The following is a 16,953-nucleotide window of genomic DNA, read 5'->3' on the forward strand; positions in this document are numbered from 1 at the left end:
AACATTAGTTAGTAGGCACCGATTCAGCGACTGCTTTTGGCGGCCAAAATAACGTCAGTGGCCGCTGTTTTAGCTGGGCAAAAATCTCTTGCAGTAATGGCCACCAGAGCCGGAACTTCACCCCACGAGACTTCAGGGCCAGCATTAAGGCCAGTGAAAAGCTCACGCCGAGGTTGGTCATGCCAATAGCGGCAATACCTATGCTGCTGATGGCAACGACTTGCCAGCTCATCACAAAGTCAAACGTCACCAAGGCGTAAGCAAAGTTGGCGGTCGAAAAGGCGATGTGGCGGATATCGAGCGGCAAGCCAAATAAAAAGCCAATCGTGCCCATGCTGCCGAGCATCACGCCGAAATAAAAATTGCCGGCCAGTGCGCCGAGGTTGTGACGCAGGTATTTAGCGATTTTTTCGCGCCGCCGCCGTGAAATCCAATACAGCGCGCGATGGGCAATAATCCGTTCGGGGATGCGCGAGTAGATGGCTTTATTGTCGTAGTAGCCTGAGATGATGCCGGACAGAAACAAGAAAAAGCCTGCAATGGCCGCATGAAAAATTGCCAGGCTATCGATCGGGCTGAGGTCATGGATTAAGTGGTTGGCCTTGTCGACACTGACGGGGAAGTGCCCCAGCCATTGCCACATCAAACCCACCGCAATGGCGATAGGGAAGGCGATGCCGACATTGCCTAAAATGGCGATGAACTGGCTGCGGAACACATCAATACACAGGCGCGCTAGATCGCCTAAATGCTTCTCGGGCCGGTGTGTGCCAATTTGTTCAACGCTCGCGGCAAGATGCGAGGCGGTCATGGCTGGCTGCTTGGTGGCAATGGTGCCATGCAAAATATGAATCAGCATGAAGCCAAACGAGTAGTTCAAGCTGTAAACGAGGGCCTGCCCCAATGGCGCAAGCGCTAGGCGCGTGGAGATGATTTTCAGCAGCGCCATGAATGCGACAATAACCCCGGCACGAGCGGCTGAGCGCCACATATCAAAAAAACCACTTCGCGATGTGGTGACGTAGTGATCGCCGGTTTCGCTGGCGTGTTCGGTGACGTTGCGCGCAAGCAGCTCGGTATTGCGCGACATCAGGGCGCGCAGGCTGTGGCTATCGGCTTCGCTGCGACTCATTTGTTTGAGAAAGCGCGCCAAGCGCAGCGGATGCGAGGTGTTGTCGCCGGCAATAAACTCAAGCAGCAGCTCCATGCGCTCGAGCGTTTGATTCATGCGGACCATCAAGTAGGTCAGGCTAATGCTCACGCCGTATTGCGCCGAGAGGCGTTTGACCTTGCGAATGAGCTCATGGCATTGATCCATCAGCACCTGCATTTGGCGATGATCAATGCCGTCTTCGCGGAGCTCTTGCAGCAGCTCACGTTGATGCCGAACAAAGCGCTCGGTCTCATTGCTCAGCGCCATAAAAGGCGACTCGAAGGCCTCCACGGCGGGGTAATTGCGTACCAGCTCAGGCTCTAGACCCATGGCGCAGACGCGGTGAGCGAGCACACGGAGGGCGTCGAGCTGCTCCAAATGCGTGTGGCGTAGCACCGCTTTCGGGCGAGCGCCGGATAGCAGCGCCTCAAACACGCGCGCCCAGGTTTCATCGGGGACGGCCTCGATCCAGTCGGCATCTTTACCGCGCCGAATAAGCCGCGAAAAGGCTTCGTCTAGGTATTGATCATCGCTAATGGGCGGCAGCAGACGCTCGCCGACACGCCGCCAAAAGCCTGCCGCCAGCCCTTCGCTGCTTAAAATGCCGGTGTCGGTGTAGAGGTGAATTTGTCGGCGACCAACGAGTAAATGGTCAATATAGCGTTGCAGGCCAGCGCGCAGCTCGGGGCGGCGCGAGAGCAGGCCCAGCAAGGCCTCAAAATTACGATCAATGCTTAGGCTGTCATCGGCTTGTTCAGGCCGCAGTTGCTTGAGAAGGCGCCCAAGTGGGCGGAAAGCATCTGTTTCAGGGTCGCGTGTAATCTCTTCCAGTATATCTTTGAGCATCTGATGGAACTCATGGGGCCATCAAATAGCAAACAGCCCGAATTAAAGAATGCCGCGCATCAAGTTTGTGTTGTCGTCGTGCCATCTAAGGCCACAGGCTTCACGAGTGCGGGTGTACGGCGATAACGAATGGGTGATAGTAGCGAGCGCAATGCAATACGATTTTTGTAGGCAAGTACGAGCAGTATCAGCCCTAAAACAACGCCAACACCAACGCCTGCGCTCAAATAGAGCAAGAAATAATCATAGCTCATGATGGGCTCCTAAAGGCTTTCAGGCGGTGGTAGAGACGCAGATAATAAATGATCTGTGTAATCAGTGTAGCCAACAAACTCGGCATTGTAGCGAATTTTTTCGAGTACCTGACCGATCTCGTTTTGCAGCACGATGATCTCATAGAAGGCAAATAGCGAGCCGACTTCCATATGAAAGAGCTTGCCCATGAGGGCGTCGACATCCGAAGCGGGGCAGGCAAACAGGAATAAATACAGATACTGGTTATCGTTGGTGATAAACACGCCGGGACGATCTGGTCGAAATGCATCAAGCGCGGTCAGGTGTGGGCACTCGGAGCGCAGTGTCAGGCGCACCACCACACTATCAATATTGGTATTGGCGCTCACCCGCATAAACTCATCGGCTGTAATGGCAAAGTCCACCGGCGTCATGTAGCCGACGCTTTCATTGGGCTGTGCTTCGGCAAAAAACTGGTCAAAGTCGGGCTCGATTGCGCGCCAAAACCACTGGCCTTTGAGTGATGAGATCACTCGGAAGCTCTCAGAGACTTCCAGGTCTTTGCGTAATAATCGCGTGGCGCCGGTGTGGTAGAGCTGCATTTCCTGCTGATAACTTAAGCTGGCATCGACCTCGTGAATAACGATTTTCAGGCGCCGGCCGCAGGCAATGCGGAGCTTATGGACTTGGCGTGCGAGCGTGCTGAAGTGTTGTGCCACGCGGTGGTCGAGAATGACCGTGGCCGCCACCGCCGACTGCGTGACCTCGGTCATCAGCTCGTCGATATCGTCGAAAATCTCCCAGTTCACCGGCGTACTCTGGCCAAAGCGTGCAGGGTTCCAGCAGCTCAATACCCGGTGTGCGTCTTCGCCACCGCGCAGGTTATTTTCCGGCTGCTGATGCAGGCCGAGGGTAAATAAGCGGCCATCTTGGCGCGAGCCCATGCCGTAGCGCGCGTCATTAATTTGCGCATTGCTGCTGTGCCAGTGGTTAATGCGCCACGTTAGGCGGCTGTCATCAATGAGCAAGCCGGCGAGACCATCGAGCTGTTTGGCGTGGCGCAATAACGTTGGCCACAGCTGGTCTGCATCTTCTGCAATAAATAGTCCAGTGCAGCCGTGCTGACGGTGCCAGTCGTGCAAAATGCCGAGCTGGCGTTTATTGGCCGCGCGATGATGCGTTGCCAACAAACTGCTGGCGCCAACGTAAATGATGCAGTCGCTGCGATGCGCTTTTTGCGCCTCCAAGCTCTCCAAGAAATCCCAAATAGTGCGCGATGGATGATTGATGGCGAGTGGGTCGATGCGCAACAAGGTGGTGCTGTTGACCTGGCCATGTTCATTGAGAAATGCATTCAGCGGCGTCACGAGGTGTTGCGGCGCGGCGGCACAAATCGTCACGCGGCTGCCTTGTTGCAGGCCGCTGGCGAGTGTGTCGATCACCAGTGCACTGGTGGAGTGGCCCCGGGGCAAGGTGGCCACATAGAGGCTGCCGGGCCGGAGTTCAGCGGCTTCCGCCGGCAAGCCTTCAATGCCCATTAGGCACGGCGAAAATGGCGCTAAGATGGCGGGCGATATGTCTTGCCGGCGCGGCTTTAGCAGCCGAAAGATATCAAAGGCCATCACAACTCCTCAAAATGACAAACAATGTCGGATTAGAAGCAGTATATAGTGAACATCTCGATAGACTGTTGTCTAATTGACTACGTTGCGTTGGAGTATGTGGATGTATGTGTTGTCGCTGTTTTCGCGAAAAGGCGGGGTGGGGCGTACGGTATTTGCGGTCAATTTGGCGGCAATTTTTGCCGAGCAAGGCCTGCGTGTAGCTGTGCTCGAGTGCGACCCACAAAACACCTTGTCACAACATTTTGATGACCTTGATGCGCACACGCGTGGCTGGGCGCATACCTTATTGCCCGATAGCCACGCGGAGCCAGTGCATTGGTCGCCGCGCGACAACTTGATGATTATCCCTTTTGGCAGCATTGGCTCTGCCCAGCGCTTGATTGTTGAGCAAGCATTGGCCGCGCAACCACAGAGGCTAGCGGAGTTTATTCGGGCGCCATTTTTAGCCGATGTCGATGTGATGCTGATCGATACCCCTGGCGGCTATAGCGTTTATAGCGACCAAGCTGAGCGTGTGGCCAGCGCCGCGCTGTCGATTTGGCTATGCGACGCCGCCTCGCAAAAAGCCTTTATTGGCAGTGAGCGCCGCGTGTTGCCGGTGGCCTGTGCGCACCGCCATATCATCAATCAAATTAATGCCAGTAAAGGCTCCCGCCGCGTGCTGATGAAGCGCTGGCGTGAGCTCGTTGGCGATGAGTTATTGCCAACGCCCGTCCATCAAGATGAGTTGGTATCCGACGCCTTGCATGAAGGCACGACCGTGACCTGGTATGCGAACTACAGCCAAGCCGCGCATGATTTGCAGGGTGTTGCCACATGGCTGCGTCAGGAATGGTTAGCCGATGTCTGAGCCGACCATCAAGCCGCGCTGGATTGATCGCTGGCGGGCACGACCCGCGTGGCATTGGTGGTGGCTATTTATTCTGCCGGCCACTCAGCGCCGCCCCATTGCGCTGCTTGATGGCTTGGCCCTGCGCGCACGTGCGTGGGTGGCCGGCGAGCTCGGCGTAGAGCAGCCAGCGCCGCTGCGACTCTGGCTCTGGCGCGTGTTTGTGCTGCCCGATAGCTATGCGTATCGGCATACGAAAATCCTCTGGCGCATCATTCGCCAAGCGGTGATGTGGCCAATCTATACCCTACTGCGTGCCTGGCGGCCCGTTCAACACTGGCTAGATTTGCAGATCGATCGAGCAGCGATTGGCGACCGCATGGACAGCGCGGCCTTGGCTTTGCCGACCTTGACGCTGGGTTGGCGCTTGCTCATTGCGGTGGTGTGTTTGCCCCTGCTCGGGGTGATTGTGAGTACGCCATTGCAGCCGTTAGATCAGGCGTTGTTTGCCGTGCTGATGCTTGGCTTGGCGGTTTTTGCACGACAAATGCCGGGCAAAACCGCGCGCGTGTTTTTGCTAACCCTGTCATTGGTCGCCACCTTGCGTTACCTGTGGTGGCGGGTCACTGTCACGCTGCCCTATAACGAGCCGGTCGACCTAGCCTTTGCGCTGATCTTATTTGCTGCCGAACTCTACGCCGTGACTATTTTGCTGCTCGGCTATTTTCAAACCGCGTGGCCATTGGGCCGTGAGGTGGCAACACTGCCCGCGAACACCGACGAATGGCCATCTGTCGATGTCTATATCCCGACTTACAACGAGCCTTTGAAAGTACTCAGGCCCACCGTGCTGGCGGCGCTCGGTATGGATTGGCCGGCCGACAAGCTGTCGATTTGGGTGCTTGATGATGGTCGCCGCGATGACATCAAGCGCTTCTCTGAAGAGGCCGGCGTGAATTATTTGATTCGCCCAAATAACTTCCATGCGAAGGCAGGCAACTTAAACCACGCGCTGCAACATAGTACCGGCGACTATATTGCTATTTTTGACTGCGATCACATTCCTACGCGGCCATTTTTGCGCGCCACCATGGGGTGGTTTTTAAAAGACCCGAAATGCGCCGTGGTACAAACGCCGCACCATTTTTTCTCGCCCGACCCGTTTCGCCGCAACCTCGGCATGAAAGATGGCGAGCCCGCCGAAGACATGCTTTTTCACGGCCTGCTGCAAGACGGCAACGACTTTTGGAACGCGACGTTTTTTTGCGGCTCCTGTGCGGTCATCAAGCGTGAGCCATTGCTCGAGGTCGGCGGTATTGCGGTCGAGACAGTGACCGAAGATGCCCATACCGCGCTCAAGCTGCACCGGCGCGGCTACACCACCGCGTTTATCAATATGCCGCAGGCGGCGGGTTTAGCCACCGAAAGTATTGCCGATCATGTAGGCCAACGGATTCGCTGGGCGCGCGGCATGATTCAGATTTTTCGCACCGATAATCCCTGGCGTGGGCCGGGCTTAAGCTGGGCGCAGCGCCTGTGCTACACGAGCTCAATGCTGCATTTTTTGTATGGCATTCCGCGGCTGATTTTTTTGCTCGCCCCCATGGCCTATCTATTTTTTGGGCTGCACTTAATCGCCACCACGGCGGCAGCCATCATTGCCTATATTTTGCCGCAGCTTATTCATGCCAATTTGGCGAACTCGCGCGCGCAGGGGCATCACCGTCACTCCTTTTGGTCCGAGGTCTATGAGACCGTGCTGGCGTGGTATATCGCCGTGCCAACGACCATGGCCTTGATTAACCCGAAGCTGGGTAAGTTTAATGTGACCTCGAAAGGCAGCTTAGTCGATAGCAGCTTTTATGACTGGGGTATTGCCAAGCCGTATTTGCTGTTGATTGTCATCAACATAGCCGGACTGGGCTTTGGTGTGGTGCGGCTATTGGCGCCGGATAATCCCGAGGTGGGCACGGTACTGCTAAACGTCTTTTGGGTGCTTTATAATCTTGTGGTGCTTGGCGTGGCCATGGGGGCCTCGCGCGAGAGCATGCAGCTGCGCGTATCGCCGCGCGTCAACGGCGAGATGCCGGTGGTGGTCTATCGTATCGATGGCCAAGCCATTCGCGCACAGTCATTAGACTACTCCATGACAGGTATTGGCTTGGTATTGCCCGATGGCATTGATTTGGCCGATGGTGAGCATTTGCGCATATTATTGCCCTCGGATGACGACGAGATGGCATTTAACGCGCAGGTCATGTGGCGTAGCGAACGTCGCGTCGGTTTACGTTTCGAAAATATGACGCTACGCGATGAGGCGAATTTGGTGCGCTGTACGTTTGCGCGGCCTGGCGCTTGGTATACCTCGCCGGTGGTCAATGACAAGCCGTGGCAAAGTCTGGTTCGCATCAATACCTTGTGCTGGCAAGCCTATAGTCAGCTCTTTTCTCTTGTTCCGACCCTCTGGCGATTGCGCCGCGAGCGTCACCATTCCTCTGCTGTGGAGCGCACATGAGCTACTCGCGTCGCATGACCTTATCTTTTCTGCTGCTGGCTTTTGCTGGCCTCGCCAATGCGGCAACGAGTCAAGGCTTTACGCCATCGGAGCGTAGCTATGCCCGCAGTTTTAGCGAGATGGGCGCGGGCAACTATGAGCTGGTTGGCCTCAATAACGACGCCTATTTAAATGTTGGCGTGCGCGCCGATGAGATTGTCCAAAGCGCCACGCTCGAGCTCAGCATGAGCTATTCGCCCGCGCTGCTTGAGGGGCTGTCGCACATCAAGGTGTATTTAAATAACGAAGTTGTTGGCACCGTGGCGTTACCCAAGCAGGCCTCACCCGAGCCGGTGGTGTCGCGCGTGCGCATTGATCCTCGTTACTTTAGTGACTTTAACCAGCTGCGCTTGTCGCTGGTGGGGCATTACACCCTAGGTTGCGAGGATCCGGCGCACACTAGCTTGTGGGCCAATATCAGCAAAAATAGCCGCTTATTATTGCAAGTTGCCCCAATCACACTGCCTAATGATTTAGCGCGTTTACCCGCGCCATTTTTTGATCGTCGCGATAACCAACGCCTGACCATTCCCTTTGTCTTTGCGGCGCAGCCGAGCACAGATACGCTGGCTGCTGCTGGCATTGTGGCATCATGGTTTGGTCAGTCGGCGGACTATCGGACGGCGCGTTTTCCCGCCAGCCTGAATCGATTGCCGGCCGGCCATGCCGTGGTGTTTGCGACAAATGGCGACAGCATTAACGGCTTATCGCTGCCGGATGTGAGTGGCCCGACTATCGACCTCGTACCAGCTTACCGTCGTCCTGCAGTGAAGTATCTGGTGATTCGTGGTCGCAACATCAATGACCTACGCATTGCCGCTCAAGCCTTGGCGCTTGGCAAGGTGCTCATGAGTGGCTCGCAAGCGCGCATTCGCTCGGTAGACTTGGGGCAGCCGCGACTTGCCAATGACGCGCCAAACTGGGTGCGTACTACTGGCCCGATTCGGTTTGCTGAGCTCATCAAGCAGCCTTACGAGTTGCAACGCAGTTACGCCAACCGCGACCCCATCCGCCTGAATCTACGTCTGCCGCCTGATCTGTTTACGTGGCGCGTGCGCGGCATTGATATGGATCTTCGCTATCGGTATACGCCACCCGTGCGTCGTGATAATTCGCTGCTGGGCGTCTATCTCAACGATCAGCTCGTCACGGCCTATCCGTTATTGCCCGGGCAGCACAGCGATGCGCAACAGCTCAGCATGCCGGTGCTCGATGAGGCCAGTATTCAAGCCAAGAAAACACTTTCCGCGCCGCCATTTTATGTGGGTGTGCGCAATGAATTACAGCTGCGCTATCAGCCTGAGGTCACTAAAGAAAATCTCTGTACCGCACAAATCAGCGACAGTTTGGTGGCGGCGATTGATCCCGACTCCACCATCGACTTTTCCCGCTATCCGCATTATATCGCCATGCCCAGCCTCAGTGCCTTTGCGCAGGCCGGTTTTCCCTTCACGCGCTATGCCGATTTGGCGCAAACCGCTGTGGTGCTGGCCGATCAGCCCAGTGCGGGTGACATAACCGCCATGCTCAATAGCGTTGCGCGCTTGAGTGCAGCTACTGGCTATCCTGGTGTGCGGTTGCAGGTGGTCAGCGTGGCCACGGCTGAGCAGATGACCAACAAAGACTTCTTGGTTATTGGCAGTACGGCCGCTCGAGCATTACGCGCGCAATGGCAGCCCCAGGCTCCGGCCTATGTGACGCGCGTGATGCGCGTGTTGCGCAGCTCACAGCCGCAAACTGATGCCGAGTCGGGTTGGCTGACGGCACAAGGCGATCCAGTAGCGCGCCGAGATATTTCCGTCATGCTCACCGCCAATGGCGCGCACAGCGCCATCACAAGCTATCAGGCGCCACGTGGCAAGGCGCGCACGGTCGTGGCGCTGAATGCGACCGACAGCGCCAGTTTGCAGGGGCTGTTTGATGCGCTCGATCGTCCTCAGCTTGTGGAGCGGATGTCTGGCGATGTGGTGCTGGTTAACGGTCAACAGGTCGATAGCTTTCGGACGCAAAAGGTCTATCACGTGGGGCATTTGCCGGTGCTTACGCGCCTATGGCTGGCGTTTTCCGACCAGCCCATTGTCTTAGCGATAGCATCTGTGGCGCTGGGTTTATTTGTCGCCATGCTGATGTTCTTTGGCCTGAACTACGTCGCTAAGCGCCGTTTGGTGAAGTGAGCTATGACTTGGCGCGCGATGAGCTTTTGCGTGTTGGCATTGATGCTGACTAGCTGTGCGTTGGCCGAAACGGGTGCGCCAATCGCATCAGCGCCAGCGCCATGCGCATCACACCCCGCCTGGCAGGCATTTGCGCGTGAGTTCATCAGTGCCGATGGCCGCGTCATCGATGCCAGCACCGAGGCTATGATTACCACCTCGGAAGGCCAGAGCTATGCCTTGTTTTTTGCTTTGGTGAATGACGATCGGGCGCGCTTTAAGCAGCTGATTGACTGGACAGAAAACAACTTGGCCGCCGGCGATTTGCTGGCACGACTACCAGCCTGGTCGTGGGGGCGCAGCGCCAATGGCCAATGGCGTGTGCTCGATAGCAATGCCGCCAGTGACTCCGATGTGTGGATTGCCTACAGCCTATTAGCTGCCGCTGAGCGCTGGTCCGATGCGCGTTATCGCGCCATGGGCTTGGCGTTGGCGACGCGCATTGTGGCACTCGAGAGTGTTGAGCTGGCGAACTATGGGCGGGTTTTATTGCCCGGGCCGAGCGGCTTTCATCCCACCGAAAACACTTGGCGTCTCAACCCGAGCTATTGGCCAATTAGCGTGTTGCGCGGCTTGGCAGAATACACTGGCGATGCCGCTTGGCAGGCGATGGTGCATAGCAGCGAAGCGCTGATGCGAGCGAGTGCGCCGAAAGCGGTGGCGCCCGATTGGTTTGTGCTCAATAGCGCCACTGGGGCGTTGACCTGGCCCGCGACCGACAGCCCAAATGAAGGCGCCTATAACGCCATTCGTGTGTATTTATGGCTCGGCATGATGCCGCTCGTTGACCCCTTGAGTGCGAGCTTGCGTAGCCATTTTGCGCCATGGGCCACGCGTGCCTTGGCGCGTGGCTCGGTGCCTGAGCGCCTCAGTGTGCGTGATGGCGCTGTGCTCTCGGACTATCAACCAGTGGGCTTTGCGCAAGCGGCATTGCCGTTTTTGCAGCTACAGGCGGAGCGCCATGAAGTAGCCGGTTTAGCCGCCATTGAGGCACGCGCAAAACAACCGCGCGAGGGTTATTACAACGCCGTGCTGTCGCTGTTTAGTGAGCTGTGGCGCAGCCAACGCTTCTATTTTCAGCGCGATGGTCGCCTGCAACTTGCCGCGGAGTGTTTGTGATGCGCAAAAGCCTCATTGCCCTGATGCTTTGCGCCAGTGTGGGTGCGCACGCCGAGGCCGTTGATCAGCAATTAGCCTCGGTACAGCTTTGGCTCGATAAAAATCGCACCGACTTAGCCGAGACGGCCCTGACCAAGGCCTTGCTGATTGCGCCGACGCATGCTGAGGCACTGTTGTTACGCGTCAAGTTGTCGTTTGCAGCGGGCCAGCGTACCCAAGCAGAGGCGGCATTGGCGCTACTGGCCGAAGCTCATCCGCGCTCGTCGGCATTAGCGCAGGCGCAGGCGTATCGGCGTTTAGCCGGTAGTGATGGTCGCGATTTTGCTACCGCTGAAGTGATGGCACGCACCGGGCGTGGCGACGCGGCGGTGGCCATAGTGAAGCGCGTATTTCCCAATGGCCCGCCTGGCGGCGACCTCTCGTTGCGCTATTTTCACGTGCTGGCCAGTGAGCCGGCGAATTGGTCGCTGGTGACCGATGGCCTACGCCAACTGGCGCGGCAATACCCTCAGCGCGCCCGCTACCAACAGGCATTGGCGGCTCAATTAGCCTCGCCCGAAGGGCAGCGGCGTGCGCAGGCGGCCGCTGAGGAAGCTATCCGCAATGATCCCTTTGTGATCGCGCGTGAGCGTGCCTTAAGCGAGCTCGATGTCGCGCCTGATAGTGCAGAGGCCGCCTTGGCGGTGTTATTGCGTCAGCGTCCAGCTGATGAGGCAACGCTAGCAGGACTTGGGCGCTTACGTATGCGCCAAGGTCGCCATGAAGAGGCAGTGCCACTATTTTCGCGAGCCCTACGCGCTAATAACCCCGATCGTCGCAATGAGTTATCGAGCTTAAAACGGACGTCGCAATTTTGGGCAGCCGTTGCCGCCGCGCGTCGCGCTGAGAGCGCCGAGGCGATCTTGGGTGCCACCGCTGAGGCTTTGGCGATTCAGCCGCATCAGGCCGATGCGCTCAATCTGCGCGCGCAAGCATTCGCCGATCAGGGCAATAACGTTGAAGCCGAGGCCGCTTGGCGCTTGGCCCTAGAGCACACGCCAAATCATGAGGCGAGCTTGAGTGGCTACTTGCGCTGGCTTGCCAATGCCGGCCGCCTCGACGAAGCTAATGCGCTCTTGGCCGGTGCCGACGATCAGCCGGCATTGCGCGAGATGTTAACGCGGGTGCGGGCGGGGCAGCGTCGTGACGAAGCCGATGCGTTTATTGCCGCCGGTGATGTGGCGTCGGCTGAAGCCAGCCTGCGCGCGGCGCGCGTTGTGTTGAGCGATGACCCATGGCTGGCGTTTGATTTGGCCAAGCTCTTGCAAAGCCAACAGCGTCTTGCCGAGGCAGATGCCGTGATGGCGCCTTTTGCGCGTACCGCCGAGCCATCTTCCGCCTATGCCTATGCCCTGTTTGCCAGCTCGCAGGGTCGCTTAGCCGATGCCCAGGCCGCGCTGGCGGCGGTACCAACAGCGGCGCAGGATGACAGCATTCGGCAATACGCCGATGATCTGCAACTGCGTCAGCAGCTTGAGGTGTTGTCGCAATCCTCGCAGCCGGCGCAGCGAGCAGCGGCCTTTGCCGAGGCCGAGCGTCTAAGCCAAGCTGACCCGCAAGCCAGTGCCGCTATTGCTAAAGCATTGTTGCAGAAGCCGCAGGCCACGCTCCCCAATGGCCTTGCATGGATGCAGGCGCGTACAGCCAGCGCGGATCCGCAGCAGCGCCACACTCAGTGGCAGTTTGCTTTGGCCGATGTCTTAGTGGTGGCGGATCAGCCGGCAGCAGCCGATGCGTTATTAGCGCCCTACGCGGCAGCGCCACAGCGCCTGACCGATGCCCAATACAGTCAGTTTCAAGCGGTTCGTATTGGTGCGGCACTTACCCAAGGCGAGCGTGCCGAGGCGGCCGGTCAGCATGCGCAAGCCTTCACCTGGCATGCCCAAGCCCGCGAGCGAGAAGGTTTTCCCGTGGCCGATGCCAATGCCTTAAGCGTTGAGCCTGAGTTCGCGCAAACCGCGGCTGAGCGCGCCCTCACGCGCAACCAAAAACGCCTCGATGGCTACGTGCACAGTGCACTGATTTACCGCGATAAATCCGGCGATGATGGCCTATCGACTACGCGCGTGCGCGAGCTACCCACGGAGATTTATTGGCCAGTGGGCTACCACGGTCACGCGCTGGTGCGCATTGATCAGGTCAGCATTGATGCTGGCACGCTGTCATCTGACCCGAATGATCAGGCGCAGTTTGGCCAGGTGTTGGCGAAGGCGCCCAGCGGTATTCAGCCGATTAGCCAATCCGCCGATGGCGTGGCGCTCGGACTAGGGTTTGAGACGGATCATTACCGCGCGGATATCGGCACGACGCCGTTGGGCTTTGCTGTCACCTCGTTGGTTGGTGGTCTGCGCTACAGTGCCGCCGACGCCACGCGCTATCAAAGTCTGGAGCTGTTTCGGCGGCCCGTGCAGAGCAGCGTTTTATCGTATGCCGGTACGCGCGATCCGGTGTCTGGGCGCACCTGGGGTGGTGTTGTGCGCACCGGTATTGGCGGGCGTTTGAGTCACAGCGTGGATGGCCGTACGCGCGCTATTGGTGGGCGCGCCGCCGTGCTCACCGGGCGGTCAGTCGCGCGCAATGATGAGCTGCGCTTAAGCGTGTCGCAAAGCCACGATGTCATCGATCGGCCCAATACAACGGTCAATGCTGGCGTGGCCCTAACCTATTGGCGCTTTGCTAAAGACCTGAGTGAATTTACCTTCGGTCATGGTGGCTATTACAGCCCGCAGCAGTATTTTAGTGTCGACTTTCCGGTGCGCTGGACGGGGCGCTGGCGTGATTTTGCCTATTTGCTAGAGCCGAGCGTGGGCGTGAGTTGGGCGAGCTCCACCGACAGCGATTACTTTCCGACTGATGGTGCATTGCAGGCGCAAGCGGTGGCCAATGCCGCCAATCCGCCGGCGGGCGTGACGTTGCCAACACCTGTGTATGCAGGCGGCAGCAGTGGTGCTGGGTTTAGCTACAGTCTGCAGGGCGCCTTAGAAAAACGCGTGGCGCCGAACTGGTTTGTGGGTGGTGGCTTTCGCATCGATCGCGCCGAGTTTTATTCGCCCAATGTGCTGCAGCTTTACTTGCGCTATGAGATCAAACCGAAACGCGGCGCTGTCGAATATCCGCCGCGGCTGCTAGGCACCTATGCCGATTTCTAGGGCTTATTGGTAGCGGTAATTCGCCCAAGCACCGCCCTGGTAGCGCAAATAGTACGCATCGCTATAACGCACCACCGTCACGGCTTCATTGCTTGATACATAGGGCGTGCTGGTCATGCTGGCCGCTAATGTGGCCGCTGTGACGCTGGGGTTGCGGTAAGGGTCTTGCGCAATGACATCCGCCAATAGGCCAGCCAGGTCGATATAGCTGGTGGGTTGGTCGATGGTGATGGGGCGCGGTGTTTTCTCTAGACCCACAAAGCGCAGCGCCACGGGCGCGAGTGTGATGGCCGGACTTGGGTTTTCACGCATAAACGGAATTTGCATGCGATCGCCGCGCGCCCCCGCGCCATGCTCGGGAATCATCACCAGCAGTGTCGGGCGTTGCTGGGTTTCCAAGGTGCTAATGAGTTGGTCAAGATCGCTCATCAAGCGCTGCACTCGCTCCCCGTATTGGTTCGCTGAGCCGTGTGCAGAGGCTGTGCCGGGCGGATGATTGCCGTCATGCAGGCTGGTGGTGTTGTAGTACAGAGCCTGTGGTGCATCGGCGTTATGCGGATGACGTTGCAGCCAGCCATTGAGCACATCGAAGTCGTTTTTAATGGCTGAACCATCAAAGCCGAGCCATTGCGTTTTCGCCGGCGAGTTGGCGTCAGGCGAGATATTTAGGCCGCCAAACTGCTGAATCTCACCAAGCATGTCGCCATACACGCCGTCGTGATTGAGCAGCAAGTGCTTACTAAAGCCGGCCTGCTCAAACTGATTAAACAAATAGCAATTCGCCGTGGTTGGCTCATACAGTGCGTCATGGGACGTTTGGCCGCAGGTAGAGCGCAGCAGCCGAATAGCCGCGGGGCCGCTGTACGACGTGGCGGTATTGAAGCGTTTGAGCAAGATATCCGTATGATCGAGCAACGGCGACCGGTCGTTATCCGTCATCAGCAAGTCATCCCATGCCAATGAGCAAATTTGCACAATCAGGACATCAAACACGGGCGTTTTGTCGGGCCGCAAAAAGCTCACTTGCCGCTGACCTTGCGTGCTGTAAAACGCCGCTAAGGCTTGATCAATTGCCACGTCATTGATGGCGCCTGAGGCACCGGGCGGTGCGATGCTGGCGGGTGAGGCGTTGGGCGTCGTCGCCAGTTGCGTTGGCGCTTGTTGCTGCATCAGACTATGTTGCCAGGCCTGAAACAGTGGAATAGCGGGCCAAATAGCCAAGACTACAAACGTAGTAAGCCGCAGTTTGCGTGCCAGTATATAGGCCAATAAAAACAAGCCAACGATCAATAACACGGTGCTGGGGTTAATAAAGCGGCTGGTCAGTTCAACAACATAGCTGAGGCTAAACTGTTCGACGTTTTGCTGCTGTGCGAGCAGTCGTGAAAAGGGCGGCAGGCGGGTATCGGCATACAGTAGTGCTATGGCCGCTGGGATCGAAACGAATAAGCGCAAAACGCGCCAGCGCGTTTTGACCAAGGGCACAAGAACGAGGGCGGCAAGCGCGAGGTTTAGCCAAATACTGAAGTCAATGACATCGGTGTAGAACAAGCTGAGCTTGGCAATAAAGTAGCCGTTCCACAAACCCATGGTGGTGTCCTTAGCCGAGTCGGCGCAGCAGCCGAGTGAGGCGCTGGCTTAGCTCATTGGGCTGAAAAGGCTTGGCTAGGAAGTCGTTGGCTCCGGCTTCTACCACACGAGCAATGTCGGCTTCGCTGGTTTTGCCCGTCAGCACTAGGACCGGTAATTCAGCGGTTTTTGGATCGCCGCGCAGGGCTTTGAGGAGTGCAAAGCCATCGAGGTAGGGCAGTAATATATCTAATATCACGATATCGGCAGCCGCCGTTTGCAGCATCTGTTTGCCGGCTTCGCCATCGGGTGCCCACACTAATTCATGGCCTAGGCGTTCAACTAAGAGCCTGACGAGACCGGCAATTAGCTCATCATCTTCAATCAATAAAATCGTGCGACGAGACATAAAAATCCCTTGAGGATGCATTCATATAAATGATTACAGGCCGCAAAGTGTAGCACTATCTCAGAAGTAAATGTCTGGCTTGGTCATTGACAGCGCTAGTGCGTTCGCACCAGTGCGGCGCGCGCTAGGTCGGCAAGCGCATCGCGCCAGATGGAATGTTCCAGTGAATCGAGCGCCTCAATGGCGGCATCAGACTCGGCCTTAGCCCGCGCCAGGCTGTAGTCCAGCGCGCCGCAGCGTTGCACGAGATCAATAATTTCTTGCAGGTGCTCCAAGCCGCCGGTGCGAATGGCGTCGCGGACCATGTCAGCTTCGTGTGGTGCGGCAATTTTCATGGCTTGAATGAGTGGCAGCGTGGGCTTGCCCTCAGCGAGGTCGTCGCCAACATTTTTGCCCATCACGGAGGCCGAGCTGGTGTAGTCGAGCACGTCATCGATGATTTGGAAGGCAGCACCTAAGTGACGCGAGTAGGCGGCCATGGCGCCACGATGGCTGGGCTCAGTGAGCGCGGCGGCACATTCAGCAGCGGCTTCAAAAAGCTTGGCGGTCTTGCCATGAATGACGTCAAGGTAGCGCTGTTCGGTGGTGTCGGGATCGTGCTGATTGATCAGCTGCAACACCTCACCCTCGGCAATAACACAGGTGGCGTCGCTCATGATGTCGAACACCGCCTGACTTTTCAGGCTGGCAATCATTTGAAAGGCGCGAGCCACCAAATAATCGCCCACCAACACGGCGGTGGCGTTGCCCCAATGGGCATTAACCGTGGCTCGTCCGCGGCGCAGGTTGGAATCATCAACGACGTCATCGTGCAAAAGTGTGGCGGTGTGCAGCATCTCAATGACGCCGGCCATGACCACAGGGGCGTTGCCGTGGTTAAATCCACAGGCGCGCGCAGTAAGCAAGGTGACTAATGGCCGCAGACGTTTGCCGCCACTTTGCACAATATAGCTGCCCACTTCGCTGACGAGTGGCACGCGCGACTCCAGTTGCTGCTTGATGCAAGCGTCGACAGCGGCGAAATCATCGCGAACGAGAGCTAAAATAGCGTTGAAATCCATGGTGCAGTTTTACGTGGGCACAATAAGGATGCGAATCCTACCAGTCACGGCGCGGCGCGGCCATAAGGCGGCGGGCATAATTGCGCCAAAGCACAGATAAGCGGCGCGACAGCTTGCGTAACGCGGCGGTTTTCACTAAGATTGCGCGCCTTG

The 16,953-nt window shown here is 57.5% G+C and carries 11 protein-coding genes; 5 read left to right on the forward strand and 6 right to left on the reverse strand.

Features of this window, described 5'->3' with window-relative positions:
* Positions 1-4 precede the first annotated feature (4 nt).
* From DFR26_RS03615 to DFR26_RS03625, 3 genes are read right to left on the reverse strand one after another with little or no spacing between them, the layout of a single operon-like run.
* Entirely contained in the window at positions 5-1,999 is a 1,995-nt protein-coding gene (locus DFR26_RS03615) for a site-specific recombinase (protein ID WP_116207558.1), read from the reverse strand.
* A 59-nt stretch (positions 2,000-2,058) separates the two neighbouring features.
* Complete coding sequence (locus DFR26_RS03620) at positions 2,059-2,253, reverse strand: hypothetical protein (RefSeq protein ID WP_116207559.1); 195 nt, start codon at positions 2,251-2,253, stop codon at positions 2,059-2,061.
* A 9-nt stretch (positions 2,254-2,262) separates the two neighbouring features.
* The gene (locus DFR26_RS03625; protein ID WP_116207560.1) at positions 2,263-3,855 is read right to left on the reverse strand and encodes a BcsE family c-di-GMP-binding protein; all 1,593 of its coding nucleotides are present in this window, start codon (positions 3,853-3,855) and stop codon (positions 2,263-2,265) included.
* Between the two features lie 103 nt (positions 3,856-3,958).
* Here DFR26_RS03625 and DFR26_RS03630 point away from each other — a divergent pair, with 103 nt between their 5' ends.
* From DFR26_RS03630 to DFR26_RS03650, 5 genes are read left to right on the forward strand one after another with little or no spacing between them, the layout of a single operon-like run.
* Entirely contained in the window at positions 3,959-4,708 is a 750-nt protein-coding gene (locus DFR26_RS03630; RefSeq protein WP_181898975.1) for a cellulose synthase operon protein YhjQ/BcsQ, read from the forward strand.
* Positions 4,701-7,202: a UDP-forming cellulose synthase catalytic subunit gene (bcsA, locus tag DFR26_RS03635; RefSeq protein WP_116207562.1), complete on the forward strand. Its 2,502-nt coding sequence runs from the start codon at positions 4,701-4,703 to the stop codon at positions 7,200-7,202. The genes DFR26_RS03630 and bcsA overlap by 8 nt, the downstream gene beginning before the upstream one ends.
* Positions 7,199-9,415: a cellulose biosynthesis cyclic di-GMP-binding regulatory protein BcsB gene (bcsB, locus tag DFR26_RS03640; protein WP_116207563.1), complete on the forward strand. Its 2,217-nt coding sequence runs from the start codon at positions 7,199-7,201 to the stop codon at positions 9,413-9,415. The genes bcsA and bcsB overlap by 4 nt, the downstream gene beginning before the upstream one ends.
* A 3-nt stretch (positions 9,416-9,418) precedes the next feature.
* Positions 9,419-10,573, forward strand: coding sequence for a cellulose synthase complex periplasmic endoglucanase BcsZ (gene bcsZ / locus DFR26_RS03645; protein WP_116207564.1), 1,155 nt, complete (start codon positions 9,419-9,421; stop codon positions 10,571-10,573).
* The gene (locus tag DFR26_RS03650; protein WP_116207565.1) at positions 10,573-13,761 is read left to right on the forward strand and encodes a cellulose biosynthesis protein BcsC; all 3,189 of its coding nucleotides are present in this window, start codon (positions 10,573-10,575) and stop codon (positions 13,759-13,761) included. The genes bcsZ and DFR26_RS03650 overlap by 1 nt, the downstream gene beginning before the upstream one ends.
* A 3-nt stretch (positions 13,762-13,764) precedes the next feature.
* Here the strand turns inward: DFR26_RS03650 and bcsG are convergent, their stop codons facing one another.
* The 3 genes from bcsG to DFR26_RS03665 all read right to left on the reverse strand — a co-directional run bounded on the left by bcsG (position 13,765) and on the right by DFR26_RS03665 (position 16,800).
* Positions 13,765-15,351, reverse strand: a complete 1,587-nt coding sequence (bcsG, locus tag DFR26_RS03655) for a cellulose biosynthesis protein BcsG (RefSeq protein WP_116207566.1) — start codon at positions 15,349-15,351, stop codon at positions 13,765-13,767.
* A 10-nt stretch (positions 15,352-15,361) separates the two neighbouring features.
* Positions 15,362-15,739, reverse strand: coding sequence for a response regulator transcription factor (locus DFR26_RS03660; RefSeq protein WP_181898976.1), 378 nt, complete (start codon positions 15,737-15,739; stop codon positions 15,362-15,364).
* A 95-nt stretch (positions 15,740-15,834) separates the two neighbouring features.
* Positions 15,835-16,800 carry a polyprenyl synthetase family protein gene (locus tag DFR26_RS03665; RefSeq protein WP_116207568.1) on the reverse strand — a complete coding sequence of 322 codons (966 nt, stop codon included), beginning with the start codon at positions 16,798-16,800 and terminating at the stop codon, positions 15,835-15,837.
* Between the last annotated feature and the right edge of the window lie 153 nt (positions 16,801-16,953).

The organism is Paraperlucidibaca baekdonensis (genome assembly GCF_003387535.1).
Lineage (GTDB): Bacteria > Pseudomonadota > Gammaproteobacteria > Pseudomonadales > Moraxellaceae > Perlucidibaca > Perlucidibaca baekdonensis.

Bases quoted from the DNA above. Each gene is read 5' to 3' on its own strand.
- DFR26_RS03615 (WP_116207558.1), bottom strand. From the start codon at position 1,999: ATGCTCAAAGATATACTGGAAGAGATTACACGCGACCCTGAAACAGAT.
- DFR26_RS03620 (WP_116207559.1), bottom strand. From the start codon at position 2,253: ATGAGCTATGATTATTTCTTGCTCTATTTGAGCGCAGGCGTTGGTGTT.
- DFR26_RS03625 (WP_116207560.1), bottom strand. From the start codon at position 3,855: ATGGCCTTTGATATCTTTCGGCTGCTAAAGCCGCGCCGGCAAGACATA.
- DFR26_RS03630 (WP_181898975.1), top strand. From the start codon at position 3,959: ATGTATGTGTTGTCGCTGTTTTCGCGAAAAGGCGGGGTGGGGCGTACG.
- bcsA (WP_116207562.1), top strand. From the start codon at position 4,701: ATGTCTGAGCCGACCATCAAGCCGCGCTGGATTGATCGCTGGCGGGCA.
- bcsB (WP_116207563.1), top strand. From the start codon at position 7,199: ATGAGCTACTCGCGTCGCATGACCTTATCTTTTCTGCTGCTGGCTTTT.
- bcsZ (WP_116207564.1), top strand. From the start codon at position 9,419: ATGACTTGGCGCGCGATGAGCTTTTGCGTGTTGGCATTGATGCTGACT.
- DFR26_RS03650 (WP_116207565.1), top strand. From the start codon at position 10,573: ATGCGCAAAAGCCTCATTGCCCTGATGCTTTGCGCCAGTGTGGGTGCG.
- bcsG (WP_116207566.1), bottom strand. From the start codon at position 15,351: ATGGGTTTGTGGAACGGCTACTTTATTGCCAAGCTCAGCTTGTTCTAC.
- DFR26_RS03660 (WP_181898976.1), bottom strand. From the start codon at position 15,739: ATGTCTCGTCGCACGATTTTATTGATTGAAGATGATGAGCTAATTGCC.
- DFR26_RS03665 (WP_116207568.1), bottom strand. From the start codon at position 16,800: ATGGATTTCAACGCTATTTTAGCTCTCGTTCGCGATGATTTCGCCGCT.